This is a genomic window from Haloferax chudinovii, from assembly GCF_042663345.1.
In the GTDB taxonomy this organism is placed as follows: Archaea; Halobacteriota; Halobacteria; order Halobacteriales; family Haloferacaceae; genus Haloferax; species Haloferax chudinovii.
This window is the reverse complement of sequence record NZ_JBHTAB010000001.1, coordinates 99,796-113,334: the sequence shown is the minus strand read 5'-3', so window position 1 is coordinate 113,334 and position 13,539 is coordinate 99,796. Positions and strand designations below refer to the sequence as shown.

Below are 13,539 nucleotides of genomic sequence, written 5' to 3'. Positions count from 1 at the left end.
CGTTCGGTTGGGGAACTTACATATGTCCCTGCCGACTCGCAGACAGGTCCTCCACGCCGGCGGCGCGTCCCTCGTCGCCGCGCTCGCCGGGTGTTCCGGCGAGGGGTCTAGTTCCAGTTCGGACGAGCCGTCCGGCCCCTCCCCGGACGCGCTCGTCACCGACTACGACGTTCTGACGGTTCGCAACGACGACGAGACCGCCGTCTTCCGGGACACCGCCCGCGACGACGAGGACGCGGAGTCGTCGTATCTCGACGATTTCCTCGTCACCACCGACGAGGAACGCGCTGGCGTCGAGTTCGCGGCCGACCCCGACGGCGTCGACGAGGCTCGCGCGTTCATCGACGAGACGAATTTCGACGAACAGACGCTCGTCATCACCCAGCACCGGACGGACGCCTGCCACCGCGTGAAACTGCTGTACGTCACGCATCCGCCGGATAGCGTCGTCCACCTCGATTTCTGTTACCCGCTCCGGCCGGCGTCGGTCGAGTGCTCCGCGGACGACCGCCACGTCGTCGCCTCGCTGGTCCGACTGCCCTACTCGTCGCAGGGCGAGTCGAGCTGGGGACACGGCGGCGGACGCAGTTGTCACCTCCCGCCGTCGCTCCGAACCGAGACGGAGGACGCCTGAGATGTCCCGGACGCGACGCGACGTGCTCGCCTCGCTCGCCGGAGTCGGGGTCGCCGGACTCGCGGGCTGTACCGCCCTCGACGCGGGCGCATCCGAATCCGACGGTCCGACGCTCGACCCGGCGGCGCTCCGAGCGGTCAGGCAACTCGGGTCGCCGGCGTTCCCGGCCCGGGTTCCCGCCCCAATCGCCGAGCCGTACCTCGAACGGGGCCGCGGCCGCGCCCGCGAATTCCTCGATTCCGTCCCCGAGACGATGTCTCCCGGGGAAGTCCCGAACGAGGGGGTTCGGAACGCCTACGCCGAAGCGTACGCGGACGCCGCCGCGGCCCTCGCCCCCTCGGACACCGACGAGTCGCCCTTCGAGGCGCTTCGGGGACTGCGCTACGCTCGCGGGGCCGCGGCGATGGCCAAGGGGACCTATGACGCCGCCGTCGGTGACCTCACGGAGGCCGACGTGCGCGACGAGGCCGCGGCGGTCCGCGCCGACGTCGAGTCGTTCCGGTTCGGCACGCGCTCCCTCGGCGACGAAGCCGACCGGGCGCTCGTCGTGTACGAGGCCGTCGAGAGCCTCGTCGCGGCGGCGGTCCGGTCTCTTGACAACGCCGACGAGTACGGCCGCTACGCCGACAGCGCCCCGCGAGTCGGCGAACTCCTCGACGCGGTCGAGTCGGCGCGGGCGTCGCTCGACGGCGCGCGCCACGTCCGCGACCGCTATCTGGCGACGGTTGCCGACCCGATAGACTTCACCGACGCGTTCGAGTCGACCGCGTCCTCGCTCGCCGGAGTCATCGAGGACCGCCGGGCCGAGTACCCCGAGGAGGGAGGGCTCGAAGCCGTTATCGAGGGCGAGGGGCTCGACACCGAGGCACTCGAATCCACGCCGGCCAAAGACCTGCTGGTGGAGGCGTTCGTCGAAGTCGAACGCGGGCTTCGAGACGCCCGCGACGGCCTCCGGAGCGGGCGGTTCGCCACGGCGCTCGTGGGCGCGCACACCGCCGAGACGCACCGCCGGGCGTTCGAAGACGCTGTCACGGCGGTCAAGCGGGGCCGGTACGAGTCCGTCGAGTCCGCGGCCGCGGTCAGAGACGCGAAACTCGGCGCGCTCGAAGCGCTCGAAGCCGCCCGGTCGAACGGGTCGAACCCGCACCTGACGCGGCGCGCACTGGTCGATATCGCCTACATGGTCGGCCGCGGAGACGATTACTTCCGCGACGACTACTACGACGACGGCGACCCTCGGGCCGCGCGAAACGCGCTCGCGCAGTACGCGACCGCCGAGTTCGCCGCGCGCGAGACGCCCGACGTGAGCGCGTGGGTGCTCGGGACGCTCGCCGCCGAGCGTGGCGGCGTCGGCCGCTGACGGGCCGCTTCGCTCGTTTTCGCCGTATCTCCGACCGTCACCGACGCGCCCTCGACCGTCGCCGGCGCGTCCGTGCGCCCGCCCCGCCCGGCCGGGGAAATTACGTGTCGGCGGGCGTACCACTCTCTCACGATGCCTGCCGAACCATTCGTCGTCGTCGGCGGCGACGCCGCCGGACTCTCCGCCGCGAGCAAGTTCGCCCGCGCCGACACCGACCGCGACGTCGTCGTCTTCGAGAAGGGCCGCTGGGTCTCCTACGCCCACTGCGGCACGCCCTACTTCGTCAAAGGCGAGGTCGAGAAACTCACTGACATGCTCTCGCTGTCGCCCGAGGCGGCCGCCGACCGCGGCATCGACCTCCGGCGCGAACACGAGATCGTCGCCGTCGACACCGACGAGCGGGTCGTCACGGTCGACGGCCCCGAGGGGACGTTCGAACAGCCCTACGGCGACCTGCTCGTCGCCACCGGGGCGCGGGCGCTCCGCGAACCGATGGACGGCATCGACCTCGACGGCGCGTTCACGCTTCACGGTCTGGACGACGCGGCGGCGATTCGGTCGTTCCTCACCGACCCGGACGAGGCGTCGGTCGCCGACCTCGGCGGCGGCGGGTTCGTCGACGAGGCGCGCGCGGCCCGCTTCGGCGCGATGGACCCCCCCGAGTCAGTCGCCATCGTCGGCGGCGGCTTCGTCGGCGTCGAGATGGCGGAGGCGTTCACCGCCCACGGCCTCGACGTGCACCTGTTCCAGCGCTCCGGCCACGTCCTCAAGTCGTTCGGCGACGCCGTGGGCGAGCGCGTCGAGAAGCATCTCGAAGGCCACGGCGTTACGCTCCACCTCGGTGCGTCGGTCGAGCGACTCCGCGGCGACGGCGCGGGCCGGGTCGAGGCCGTCGTCTGCGAGGGCGACGAACTCGCGGTCGACGCGGCGATGGTCGGTATCGGCCTCCGACCCAACTCGGCGCTCGTCGGCGACGCGGTCGACCTCGGCGAGACGGGCGCTATCGCGGTCGACGACTACGGGCGGACGAGCGTCGAGCGCGTCTACGCCGCGGGCGACTGCGCCGAAATCGACCACGTCGTCACCGGCGAGCCGACGTGGAACACGCTCGGGTTGCCCGCGAACCGCGCCGGGCGCGCCATCGGCCAGACCGTCGCCGGCGACCCCGAACCCATCGGGGCCGTCGCCGACACCTCGGTCGTGAAGGCGTTCGACCTCGAATGCGGCCGCGCCGGCGTGACCGACCTCGACGAGGCGCGCGACGCCGGCTTCGACCCCGTCTCGGAGACCATCACCGCCGGCTCGCGCTCGGGCTACTATCCCGGCTCCGCGGAGACGACCGTCACGCTCGTCGCCGACCGCGACACCGGGCGACTGCTCGGCGGCACCATCGTCGGGGCCGACCGCGCCGCCGTCAGAATCGACACCGTGGCGACCGCCCTCGCCTCGGAGTTGACCGTCGCCGAAGTGGAGCGACTCGACCTCGGCTACGCGCCGCCCTTTAGCCCCGTCTGGGACCCGATTCTGACCGCGGCGAAGGTACTTCGGGGCTCGCTGTAGGTCGCGAGCGGTTCGAGATTCGAACCGAACAAAACGACTATTATTGATTGTGTGGTAACGATACGCTCACGTGCTGGATATTACTGCAACTGAACGCGGGCGTCTCGAATCCGAGTCGGCGGGGTTGGAACGATTGACGGGGTCGGAACGGTTGACGGAGCCGGAACGATTGACGGGGCCGGAGCGGTCGGCGGAACCGATGGAGCGGCCGAGTCGGGCGTGGTCGTACCGCCGCCAGCTGAGCGGAGCGTGGTGTCGGTGAACGGCCGGGTCGCCGCCGGGCTGTTCGTGCTTCTGGGGCTCCTCTGGGGCAGTTCGTTCGTCGCCATCGAAATCGGCCTCGCGTACTTCCCGCCGCTCCAGTTCGCGGCGCTTCGGTTCTTCCTCGCGGGGCTCATCGTCCTCGGGTACGCCGCCGTCTCGACCGACTACTGGCGGCCGCACAGTCGGACCGATTGGACGCTCGTCGGCGTCTCCGGCGGCCTCCTCATCGGCGCGCACCACGCGTTTCTCTACCTCGGACAGGAGCACGTCCCCGGCGCGGTGGCGGCCATCGTCATCAGCCTCGGTCCGGTCCTGACCGCGCTGTTCGCGACCGGCATCCTCGGTGACCGAATCACGCCGCTCGGGGTCCTCGGCTTCGGCTTCGGCTTCCTCGGCGTCGGTCTCGTCGCCCGCCCGGACCCGGACGCGCTCCTCTCCAGCGACGTTGTCGGCGTCGCCACCGTCTTCGTCGCCTCGGCGTGTTTCGCCCTCGGTGCCGTCCTGACGCGGCCGTTCTCCTTGGACATCCCGGCGCGGACGCTTCAGGCGTGGGCGATGCTGTTCGGGGCCGCGCTCCTGTCCGTCGCGGGCGTCGCCACCGGCGAGTCGCTCGCCGCCGTCGAGTGGTCCGGCGTCGCCGTCGGCTCCCTCCTCTATCTCGCCGTCGTCAGCGGCGCGGGCGCGTTCCTCATCTACTTCGAACTGCTCGGGCGCTTCGGCCCGACGCAGATAAACCTCATCGGCTACCTCGAACCCGTCTCCGCGACGCTCCTCAGTTGGGCCTTCCTCGGCCAACTCATCGACGCCGTGACCGCGCTCGGCTTCGTCTCCATCTTCGCCGGCTTCGCGCTCATCAAGCGCCGGGCGCTCGGGGAATCGCTCGCGAAAGCGCGCGGCGGAACGGCAGACTGACGAGAGGACGCTCGTCCCGGCCCGGCCCGTCCCTGCTCGTCCGTGCCCGCTGGGTACCCCGCGAGCCGACGATTCGACGATTGGACGAACATTCGACGATTGACCGAGTATTCGAGCGTTGGACGCGAACCCGTATATCCGCCCTCCGCGACCGCTTCGACACGATGCGAATCCCGCTTCCGAAACACACCCTCGTCGCGCTGGCGCTCGTCGGCGCGGTCCTGACGGCCGTCGTCGCGGCGGGGCTGGTCTCGCCGACGCTCCTCCCCGGAACCGACACGCAGACGCCGACTGACCACGCCGCGACGGCGTCCGCCGACGATACGCCGACGCCGAACCCGGACTTCACGCCCGCGGTCCAGTCGAACGGTGACGGTGACGGTGACGGCGACGGCGACGGTGACGAGGAACACGAGGAGTACGGCGGCGACGAGGAACACGAAGACGAACACGAGGGCGATGACGACTGATATCGTCTCGCGGGCCCGCTCGGCGCTCGGCGAATCGACGGTGACGTTCGACTGCTGTGACACGGCGTTTCTGGTCCGCGCGGTGGGCCGGGGCGCGCCCGCGGCGGCCCGTCGCGCCCGCGACACTGCCCGCGACCTCGAACGCGTGCTCGACGCCTTCGACTCCCGGAGCGCCGTCTCCCGGCTCAACCGGACCGGCCGAATCGACGACGCGACCGTCGCGGCGGTCGTCCGTCGCGGCCTCGAATACCGCGAACGAACCGACGGCGCTTTCGATATCGGTGCCGGCGCGACCGAGGCCCGAGTCAAGGAGTACATCGCCGGCGACTCCCGCGCGCCCCCCGACGGTGCCGACCCCACCGAATCGGCGCAGGTCGCCGTCGACGGGACGACGGTCGAGGCCGACGGGCGACTCGACCTCAACGGGCTCGCCAAGGGGTTTATCGTGGACCGGGCCGCCGCGGAACTCGACGGCTTCGCCCGGACCGGCTTCGTCGACGGCGGTGGCGACATCAGCGCTCCGACCGGTCCCGTCGCCGTCGAGAGCCCGTTCGGCGGCGACCGCCCGCTCCGCGTCCTCGACACCTCGTGGAACGTCGCAACCTCGTCGGGTCACCGGCGCGGCCGCGGCGGCGTCGACCACATCTACGACCCGCGGGGCGGGCGGGTCGGGACGCGACACGACCTCGTCACGGTCGTCGCCCGGCGCGACTGCACCGAGGCCGACGCGCTGGCGACGACGCTCGGGGCCCTGCCGCTCGCGGACGCGCTCTCGCTCGCCGAGGGCTGGTCGGGACTCGAAGCGTTCGTCGTCCACGACGGCGTGTTCCACGCGACGACGGGGTTCTCAGACCATGTCGCGTAGGGAGCGGACGAACCGCCTCGTCGCGCTCGCGGCGGTGTTCGTCCTCGTCGCGTCGATGGCGGCGGTCTGGGCCGTCGCCGACGCCCGCGCCGACCTCGAATCGCCGACCGTCGCGGACGACCCGGCCGCCTCGGTCGCAGAGCGACAGGCCCCCGCGGATTACGACGGCGACGGCCTCGTTGACGACGCCGACGCGTGCCCGACTCGCCCCGAGACGCAGAACGGCTTCCGGGACGGTGACGGCTGTCCAGACGCGGTCGCGACGACGAGGGCCTCCTGATGGTGCTCGTCTGGTATCTCGACCGGGCGCTGGCGCTCGTCTCCTACCCGGCGTTGTACCTCGCCGTCCTGACCGGCATCCTGTACAACGCGGAGGCGTTCGGCCCGCTCCGGGACGCGGCGAGGCGAATCCACGTCGAGGTGTCCGCCCTCGCGACGATGCTCGTCCTCGCCCACGGCGTCATCGGCCTCGCGGACGTGTGGAGCGTTCTCGACGGTGCCGCGCCGGTCCCCGACTACGGCCTGCCGTACCTGCTCGCGGGGTCGGCCGTCGGCGTCGGCGCGCTCGTCGTGCTCGTCGTCGCGGTCCTCGGGTTTCTCGACCCGCGGCGGTTCGCCCGCCCGTGGTCGCCCCGCGTCGTCCACGCGTTCGCCTACGGCGGGTTCGGCTTCGCGACCCTCCACGCCGCCGCGGTCGGGACCGACCTCGCGGGGTTTGCCATCCCCGGACTGGTCGCGCTGGTCGGCTTCCTCGCGTACGTGCTGGCGCTCAGAGCCCTCAGCCACGCGTCGGCGCGGGTGACCGCCCGAGAGTCCTGAGCCTGAGCTGAGGGCGGGCGGTTCCGGACCGCGCGTCGGTCTCAGTAGGCGTCCCACAACCCGAGTAGTCGGTCGACCACGCCGTCGGTGAAGCTCCGCCGGTGAACCACGTACAGGTAGCGGACGCGTTCGGGGTCTCGAACCGCGTAGTAGACGCGTTGGCCGTCGCGCCGGCGGCTGACGAGTCCGGCGTCGTCCAACTTCGACAGGTGCCACGATACCGTCGAGGCAGACCGTTCGAGGCGGTCGCTCAGTTCTGACGTGGTGAGCGGGCCGTCGGCGAGGAGGTGCGCGATGATGCGCCGGGAGTACTGTCGCCGGAGGGCGTTCATCCGGCGCTGGTCCTCGTCGTCGAACTCGCCGGCGGGGTAGTAGCGGGTGAACTTCCCGTCGTCGGAGACGTCCACGAGGCCGGCGTCCGCGAGTTCCCGAAGGTGGTACTGGAGCGTTCCCTGCGCGACGTCGAGTCGGTCCAACAGCCCGCGGAAGTGGAGTCCCGGCCGGTCGGCGACCGCGGCGTAGATGTCTCGCCGGGAGTCGAGTTCGAACTCGTCCATTCGTCAGTCCCGCGAGAGCGCGGCGAAGAAGCCGGCCAGCCCGACGAGGATGAGCGCCGCTGACCCGTGTTCGAGGAGTTCGACGGTTCCCGCGGTCGCCACCTCCCAGTCGATGAGATGGTATTCGAGAAACACGGAGAGCCCATACAACGAGAACATCGCGTAGGACGCCGAGATGATGGCCATCCGCACGTCGCGCTCCCGCCGCCACGCGAGCAGACTGAGCACCGCGAGCGTGGTTCCGAGGAGGAAGATTCCGAGACTCGTCGCCTGCTCGACCTGTTGTGCGAGGGTGGCCATGATGGACTGTCCCGCGGGTGATTGCCCGACGGTGTCGGCTCGACGGGCCGTTCGGACAAAGCCGTTTTCGTACACCAGTCGAATCGTCGGCCCGCGGAGCAACGGACACAAGTAGCCGAACGAGCGAACACTCACTCATTATGCCCGCCGACGCCGTGCCGCCCGAGCAGAAAGCACAGATAGCGAACGCGGTCCGCGCGGCGCTCGCCGAGCACGGCTACGCTCGGGTGACGACGAAGAAGGTGGCCGCGGAGAGCGAAACGAGCGAGGCGGGGCTGTACTACTACTACGACTCGAAAGACGAGATGATAGTCGCGTTCCTCGAAACCTCCGAGGACTACCTCGCGCGGAGCCTCGACGAAATCGACGCGGAGGGCCCCGAAGAACGGCTTCGAGCGGTCTGCGACGTCCTCCTCGTCGACGAGGGCGACGCGCCGCCGCCGGCGTCAACATCGCCGTCATGGAACTCCTCTCGCACGCGCCGCACAACGAGACGCTCCGCGAACCCCTGCTCAGGATGGAGCGTCACACCCTCGGCGTCATCGCCGACATCGTCCGCGACGGCGTCGAACGGGGCGTCTTCCGCGAGGTGGACCCCGAGGGAACGGCCGCGTTCGTCCTCTCGGCGACCGACGGCTACACCGGGTTCGCCCTCGCGCTCGGGATGGAGGGCGTCGGCGACGACCTCCGGGCGTCGCTGTCGGCGTACATCGACTCGTTGGTAGTCGCGTGAGGCCCGCGTTCGCCCGTCTGTTTCTGTCACCCCGGTTCAGTCCGGCGTTCGTCTGGCGAAACGGACGTTCGATAGGTGTGCGAGTGCCGGCCGAAGGGTCGTGGTACCTTGACTCTCGGAAGGGTTATCCGTCGACAGGCCCTCGGTTTGTTCGTAATGGCACACGGCAAAGTTGATTTCTTCAACGACACTGGCGGCTACGGTTTCATCTCTACTGACGACGGCGACCTCGACGACGACGAAGACGTGTTCTTCCACATGGAAGACGTCGGCGGCGACGACCTCACGGAAGGTACCGAAGTCGAGTTCGACATCGAGTCCTCGCCCAAGGGACCCCGCGCGGCGAACGTCGTTCGGCAGTAACACCGAGACACGACTGCTGTTTATAGCGGCAGACAATACCTCGACTTTTCAGACGATTACACGGCGAGCCGAGGCTCCCGACGGAGCCGGTCGTGTCCGCTCCTTACTTTAAGTAAGTACTCACTCAGCGAATCATATCCCTCCCCCAACCGATTCGATTCCATGCCGAGCCTACACAACCCTCCCGCCCTGCCGAATCACACCGAGCGTCCACGCCCGTCAACCGTCTCCATCGAGGTCTCGCGATGACCCTCGTCGAGGACGCGACGCTCGGAATCCACATCCTCGCGGGGTTCGCGGCGCTGTTCGCTGGCTTCGGCGCGATAGTCACGACGAAGGGCGGCCGCCGGCCTTGCCCGGACAAGTGATTTTTCAACAGGCCGACGATTTCCGGTTCTGTCAGCGTCGGCAGTGTGGTATTTATCCTGCAATATCAACTCCGAACCCGTTACTTTTGGCCGTTTCGAGGCGAGTTGCGGCAATCTGGGGTCTACTCTGACGCTGTCCGCGAATACTTGTCACTTCACTCTCACACTCGTCTGTATGGCAATCGAGCGAAACGAACGAGAACCGGCCGCCGGAAGACGGCTGAGCCGACCGGGCCGTACTTTCTTGAGCCTTCCCGCGAACCACTCGGACGATGGAAACACGTCGGGACGCCGTCGATAGCTTCGATTCCTTTCGGCAGTTCATCGGGCTCGAACGCGACGTGCTCGTCCTCTCGGTGGCGATGTTCGCGTTCAGCCTCTCGTTTCAGATGACCGGGCGGTACGTCCCCGAGTACCTCCGAGTGCTCGGTGCCGGCGCGACCGTCGTCGGTCTCTACGGGAGCGTCGGCAACCTCATCGGAGCCTTGTACCCGTATCCGGGCGGCGCGCTCTCCGACCGACTCGGGTCGCGCCTCTCGCTCACGCTGTTCGGAACCGTCTCGTCGGCGGGCTTTCTCTTCTGGTTCGTCGCCCCGCAGGTCCCCGAGGTGACGCTCGCGGGCGTCTCGCTCGAACCGTGGCTCTGGATTTTCGTCGGCCTCTTTCTCACGCAGGCGTGGAAGTCGTTCGGCCTCGGCGCGACGTTTGCCATCGTCAAACAGAGCGTCCCGCCGGAGCGGCTGGCGATGGGCTTCGCCAGCACCGAGATTTTCCGCCGCGTCGGCTTCCTCCTCGGACCGCTCATCGCGGCCGCGCTGTTGGCGGCGACGGCGACGTTCGTCGAGGGGTTCCGGTACGTCCTCATCGTCGCCGCGGCCTTCGGTATCGTCGCCACCGTCGCCCAACACGTCCTCTACGACGCGCGCGAGGACTCGCTAGGCAAGTCGTTCGAGGGGCTCGCACAGCTCCGCGACGACCTCCGGTCGCTCCCGGAGACGCTTCGGCCGCTCCTCGTCGCGGACACGCTCGTCCGGTTCGCCAACGGGATGGTGTACGTCTTTTTCGTCATCGTCGTCACGGAGTTTCTCGCCGTCGGTTTCACCGGCTTCGGCGTCTCGCTCCGTCCGGACGCCTTCTTCGGCGTCCTCCTCGGCGTCGAGATGGTGGTCGCGCTCCTGACGAAGCTCCCCGTCTCGAAACTCGCCGAGCGGACCGGACTCAAGCCGGTCGTCGGACTCGGATTCGCGGTGTACGCCGTCTTCCCGGTCCTCCTCATCTTCGCGCCGGCGGACCAGTGGGTCGTCGTCGCCCTGTTCGCCTTCTCCGGGCTCCGGTTCGCCGGCCTCCCCGCTCACAAGGCGCTCATCGTCGGCCCGGCGGAACGAAACGCCGGCGGGCGGGTGACGGGCGCGTACTACCTCCTGCGGAACACCATCGTCATCCCGAGCGCGGCGCTCGGCGGCTGGCTCTACGCCAGAGACCCGACGCTCGCGTTCTCGGTCGCGTCGCTCGTCGGTGCGGTCGGCGTGGCTTACTTCGCCCTGCGCGGGAAGGAGTTCGAGGCGTACGCCGGCGGAGCCTGACGCTCGCTCCCGACTGGGGAGGGGCCGCCGGCCTCGCTTTGACCACGCAAAGATTCAACTTGAATAACATACATCTTTGTTCATGGATATAGGAATACTCGGCGCTGGCCGACTCGGTGGGACGCTGGCCCAACTCCTCGTGGAGGCGGACCACGAGGTGGCGATAGCCAACGACAGCGGGGTCGAGTCGATGGCAGACCTCTCGGAGACGCTCGGCCCGCAACTGCGCGCGGTGGAACCGTCGCGTGCGATTCGGTTCGGCGACGTGGTCTTCCTCGCGATTCCGTTCCGAAAGCGCGACTCGCTTCCCGACGCGGACCAGTTCGCGGAGAAGATAGTCGTCGACGCGATGAACCCCTACACGGAGAACTTCCACGTTATCGACCTCGGCGACGACACCTCCTCCGAACTCGTCGCGACCCAACTCCCGGACGCGAGGCTGGTCAAGTCGTTTAACACCATCCACTGGGAGACGCTCCGTGACCTCGGACATCCGGACCTCCCCGAATCGGAGCGCCTCGCGGTGTTCCTCGCCGGCGACGACTCCGACGCCAAGGCGCGTGTCGCCGACCTCGTCCGTGACATCGGCTTCGGTCCCGTCGATGTCGGCGGCCTCGTCTCCGGCGGCGAACTGCTGGAACCCGGTTCGGCGCTCTACAAGCGCGAAATCACGGTCGACGAGGCGCGGGAGACCGTCCGAACGCTTCGTGCTCGACAGGGCTGACCGTCGTCTTCACACAACCATCACGGTTTTTGATTGTGTATGTCAGGTACCAGATTGCGCTCGCGGAGTACCGCGGCCGTACCCGTCCGTTTTCGTGACATTCACGGATTACAACTGTTCCCAAATAGCATGGATTTAAGAGCCACCGTCGCACACAAACGGCTGTCAAGGCACCTATGATGGCACAGACGAACGATTGGAAAGACTCGCGCGTGACGTACGACGAATCGACTGGGTCGTACCGCGTCGACCGCGACTCTTCCGAGCTACTAAGTACGAACGTTGTATTGAGTATTGCGGCAATCGAGGGCGTCCGGCCGACGCAACTCCCGCCGCTCGCACAGACTATCGACCCAGACGCACTCGAAACGGTGTTCGGCCGTTCTGACGACGCCCTCCTCTCGTTTTCGTACGCGGGCTACCGCGTGACGCTCGACGCGCTCGGTTCTATCGAAGTGGTCCCCATCGGCGACACCCAGCCCCTCCAGTGAGGCGACGCGCCGCCTAACCATCGACCACTCACCACCCACTCGTCCCGTCGAGTGGCGACGCGGCCCCGGGAACGCCGATGCGGTCCGCGGTCCATCCGCGCTCCCAGTAGGTGCCGCCTGACTCCCCGTTCGTGACAGTAGGTGAAACATACCAAAACGTTCTGTCACCGTCTCCCACGGTATGTTCGGAACGAGTGGAATCAGAGGTCCGGTTGGCCGAACCGTGACCGCCGAACTCGCCCTTCGAATCGGCCGCGCGGTCGGCTGTGACGCCTGCACCGTCGTCGTTGGACAGGACGCGAGACTCAGTGGCGACGTGCTCGCGGACGCCGTGAGCGCCGGCGTCCGCGAGTGCGGCGCGAACGTGGTCCGACTCGGCGTCGCCTCGACCCCCACGGTTGCCCGTGCGGTCGGTTGGACCGGCGCGGACGCCGGTATCGGCATCACCGCGTCTCACAACCCCGCCGCAGACAACGGCCTGAAGCTCTGGACGCCGAGCGGCCGCGCCTTCGACAAAGCCCAGACGCGCGACATCGTCCACCGGCTCAACCGCGACGAGGTGTCGCTCGCCGCGTGGGACGAACACGGCGAAGAGCGCGAGTGGCCCGACGCCGCGGCCCGCCACGTGAGCCACCTCGTCTCGTCGTTCGACGACCTCGACGACGTCTCCGTCGCGTTCGACCTCGGCAACGGAACGGGCCGCGTCTCGGTCGACGCGCTCTACGAACTCGGCGCGACGGTCAACACCATCGACGGCCAGCGGGACGGTCGCTTCCCCGCCCGAAAGAGCGAGCCGAACGCCGAGACGCTCACGGCGCTCCGCCGGACCGTCCCCGCGCTCGACGCGGACGTGGGCCTCGCCCACGACGGCGACGCCGACCGACTCGTCGCGGTCGACGAGACCGGCGCGTACGTCTCCGGCGACGCACTGCTCGCGCTGTTCGCGCGGGACGCCGTCTCCCCGGGCGACGCCGTCGCCGTCCCCGTCGACACGAGCCTGCTCGTACAGGACGTGGTCGAGGCCGCCGGCGGGCGCGTTACCTACACGCCGGTCGGCGACGTCCACGTCGCCGAGGCGGTCGCCGAACCCGGCTACGTCTTCGGCGGCGAGCCCTCCGGCGCGTGGATTTGGCCCGACGAGACGCTCGCGCCCGACGGCCACTACGCGGCGCTCACGCTCGCCGACCTCGTGGCCCGCGGCGCACCGCTGTCCGAACAGGTCGCCGACCTCGGCGGGGCGGGCTACGCCACCCGCCGCGCGAGTCTCTCGTTCGACGACAAACACCAGGCGATGGACCGCATCGCCCGCGACATCCACGCCGCGTACGACGAAGTCGACACCATCGACGGCATCCGCGTCGATACCGACGACGGCTGGTTCCTCGTCCGCGCCAGCGGGACCGAACCGCTGGTCCGCATCACCGCGGAGGCCCGCGACGAGGGCGACGCCGACCGCCTGTTCGAGGACGTCCGCTCGCTCGTCGAGGGCGCGCGCGTCGTCGCCTGAATCGCTCGTTTTCGCGACTCCTCTCCTCT

Annotated in this window: 16 protein-coding genes and 1 pseudogene; 15 read left to right on the top strand and 2 right to left on the bottom strand. The window is 69.0% G+C overall.

Annotated elements, in window-relative coordinates; genetic code table 11:
- Positions 1-22 precede the first annotated feature (22 nt).
- The 8 genes from ACFQI8_RS00610 (at position 23) to ACFQI8_RS00575 (ending at position 6,884) form a co-directional block, all read left to right on the top strand.
- Positions 23-634 (top strand): hypothetical protein, encoded by a 612-nt coding sequence (locus tag ACFQI8_RS00610; RefSeq protein ID WP_390242147.1) that lies wholly within the window; start codon positions 23-25, stop codon positions 632-634.
- A gap of 1 nt (position 635) precedes the next feature.
- A complete protein-coding gene (locus ACFQI8_RS00605; RefSeq protein WP_390242146.1) occupies positions 636-1,994 on the top strand; it encodes a hypothetical protein in 1,359 nt (452 codons plus the stop codon).
- Between the two features lie 132 nt (positions 1,995-2,126).
- Complete coding sequence (locus ACFQI8_RS00600) at positions 2,127-3,554, top strand: FAD-dependent oxidoreductase (RefSeq protein ID WP_390242145.1); 1,428 nt, start codon at positions 2,127-2,129, stop codon at positions 3,552-3,554.
- 258 nt (positions 3,555-3,812) lie between these two features.
- The gene (locus ACFQI8_RS00595) at positions 3,813-4,730 is read left to right on the top strand and encodes a DMT family transporter (protein ID WP_465261703.1); all 918 of its coding nucleotides are present in this window, start codon (positions 3,813-3,815) and stop codon (positions 4,728-4,730) included.
- Between the two features lie 164 nt (positions 4,731-4,894).
- Positions 4,895-5,200, top strand: coding sequence for a hypothetical protein (locus ACFQI8_RS00590; protein ID WP_390242143.1), 306 nt, complete (start codon positions 4,895-4,897; stop codon positions 5,198-5,200).
- The gene (locus ACFQI8_RS00585; protein WP_390242141.1) at positions 5,190-6,065 is read left to right on the top strand and encodes an FAD:protein FMN transferase; all 876 of its coding nucleotides are present in this window, start codon (positions 5,190-5,192) and stop codon (positions 6,063-6,065) included. The genes ACFQI8_RS00590 and ACFQI8_RS00585 overlap by 11 nt, the downstream gene beginning before the upstream one ends.
- Positions 6,055-6,345: a hypothetical protein gene (locus ACFQI8_RS00580; protein WP_390242140.1), complete on the top strand. Its 291-nt coding sequence runs from the start codon at positions 6,055-6,057 to the stop codon at positions 6,343-6,345. Before ACFQI8_RS00585 ends, ACFQI8_RS00580 begins: the two co-directional genes overlap by 11 nt.
- Entirely contained in the window at positions 6,345-6,884 is a 540-nt protein-coding gene (locus tag ACFQI8_RS00575) for a hypothetical protein (RefSeq protein WP_390242139.1), read from the top strand. The genes ACFQI8_RS00580 and ACFQI8_RS00575 overlap by 1 nt, the downstream gene beginning before the upstream one ends.
- 41 nt (positions 6,885-6,925) lie before the next feature.
- Here the strand turns inward: ACFQI8_RS00575 and ACFQI8_RS00570 are convergent, their stop codons facing one another.
- Both ACFQI8_RS00570 and ACFQI8_RS00565 read right to left on the bottom strand, forming a co-directional pair.
- Positions 6,926-7,441, bottom strand: coding sequence for a winged helix-turn-helix transcriptional regulator (locus tag ACFQI8_RS00570; protein ID WP_390242137.1), 516 nt, complete (start codon positions 7,439-7,441; stop codon positions 6,926-6,928).
- Between the two features lie 3 nt (positions 7,442-7,444).
- On the bottom strand, positions 7,445-7,741 hold the full coding sequence (locus ACFQI8_RS00565) for a hypothetical protein (RefSeq protein WP_390242135.1): 297 nt from the start codon (positions 7,739-7,741) through the stop codon (positions 7,445-7,447).
- A gap of 140 nt (positions 7,742-7,881) precedes the next feature.
- On the opposite strand from ACFQI8_RS00565, the pseudogene ACFQI8_RS00560 reads away from it, so the two are divergent.
- The 7 genes and pseudogenes from ACFQI8_RS00560 (at position 7,882) to glmM (ending at position 13,510) form a co-directional block, all read left to right on the top strand.
- Positions 7,882-8,474 (top strand): annotated as a pseudogene (locus ACFQI8_RS00560) (TetR/AcrR family transcriptional regulator).
- 156 nt (positions 8,475-8,630) lie between these two features.
- A complete protein-coding gene (locus ACFQI8_RS00555) occupies positions 8,631-8,837 on the top strand; it encodes a cold-shock protein (RefSeq protein ID WP_004040969.1) in 207 nt (68 codons plus the stop codon).
- 245 nt (positions 8,838-9,082) lie between these two features.
- Positions 9,083-9,205 (top strand): hypothetical protein, encoded by a 123-nt coding sequence (locus ACFQI8_RS00550; RefSeq protein ID WP_390242979.1) that lies wholly within the window; start codon positions 9,083-9,085, stop codon positions 9,203-9,205.
- Positions 9,206-9,477: 272 nt separating this feature from the next.
- On the top strand, positions 9,478-10,788 hold the full coding sequence (locus ACFQI8_RS00545; RefSeq protein WP_390242134.1) for an MFS transporter: 1,311 nt from the start codon (positions 9,478-9,480) through the stop codon (positions 10,786-10,788).
- An 82-nt stretch (positions 10,789-10,870) separates the two neighbouring features.
- Positions 10,871-11,512, top strand: a complete 642-nt coding sequence (locus ACFQI8_RS00540; protein WP_390242133.1) for an NADPH-dependent F420 reductase — start codon at positions 10,871-10,873, stop codon at positions 11,510-11,512.
- 176 nt (positions 11,513-11,688) lie between these two features.
- A complete protein-coding gene (locus tag ACFQI8_RS00535; RefSeq protein ID WP_390242131.1) occupies positions 11,689-12,003 on the top strand; it encodes a HalOD1 output domain-containing protein in 315 nt (104 codons plus the stop codon).
- A 181-nt stretch (positions 12,004-12,184) separates the two neighbouring features.
- Positions 12,185-13,510, top strand: a complete 1,326-nt coding sequence (gene glmM, locus ACFQI8_RS00530; protein WP_390242130.1) for a phosphoglucosamine mutase — start codon at positions 12,185-12,187, stop codon at positions 13,508-13,510.
- The last annotated feature ends 29 nt before the right edge of the window (positions 13,511-13,539 follow it).